At 51.1% G+C, this 955-nt stretch carries 1 protein-coding gene; it reads left to right on the plus strand.

Translation table 11 applies throughout. The annotated features are described in order from the left end of the window. The coding region (locus FMR86_RS20295) for an outer membrane homotrimeric porin (protein ID WP_163353284.1) at window positions 1-889 on the plus strand (889 nt) is incomplete at its 5' end. Window positions 890-955 lie beyond the last annotated feature (66 nt).

The raw sequence follows: 955 nt of genomic DNA on the forward strand, positions 1-955 counted from the left end.
CAACCACGATGAACTCGATATCTTCTATCTGGCAGCTCCCATCACCATCGATGGTATCTCTGCTACCCCTTACGCTGCTTACGCAAACGTAGGTAAAGACGTTCTTGATGGCAACGGTGTACAGGCTGATAACATCGCAGCCTACCAAGGTCTTCTCGGCGTTGTAGCTGATCCTGACATGAATAAAGATTCTCAGGCATGGTGGATCGGTACCTCCTTTGAAATGGACATGTTCGATCCCATCGTTTTCGCAGCTGACATCGTTTACGGTTCCGTAGACGCTGACCAGAAGCAGAACGATCGTTCCGGTATGCTCTTCGACGCATCTCTTGCTTAYACCGGTCTGGACTTCGTACAGCCCAAACTGATGTTCGCATACACCACYGGTGAAGATGACAACACMTCCAACGGTTCTGAGCGTCTGCCCATCGTTACCAACGACTGGGCTTTCGGTACCACCTACTTCGGTGGCTCCGCTCTKACCGGTGGYTCCGGCGGCACCGTTGCTGCWGCYGACCACRACAGCAACGGCCAGCTCGGTTTCTGGACCGTAGGTCTTGCTCTCGAGAAGATCTCCTTCCTCGAAAAACTGAGCCACGACCTRATCTTCCTGTATGTTAAAGGTACCAACGATGAAGACCTCATCAAGACTCACGGTGCTGCAGCTCTGACCAACATCGAYCCCAACGGTAACTTCCTGACCACTAAAGACTCCGTTTTCGAAATTGACTTCAACACCAACTACCAGATCTACGACGAACTGGCAGCTATCGTTGAATTCGGTTACGTTAACGCTGATCTCGACGAAGACGTATGGGGCGCTGACACTATCGCTGATAAGTCCGATCCCATGCTCAAGTTCGCAGTTGGTCTGATCTACAACTTCTAAGAAATCTTAGAAATTTAGCATAGCCTTGACGCCGGGGGCCGGGAGTTTTTACTCCCGGCCCTTTTT

The organism is Desulfovibrio sp. JC010 (assembly GCF_010470675.1).
Taxonomy (GTDB): domain Bacteria; phylum Desulfobacterota; class Desulfovibrionia; order Desulfovibrionales; family Desulfovibrionaceae; genus Maridesulfovibrio.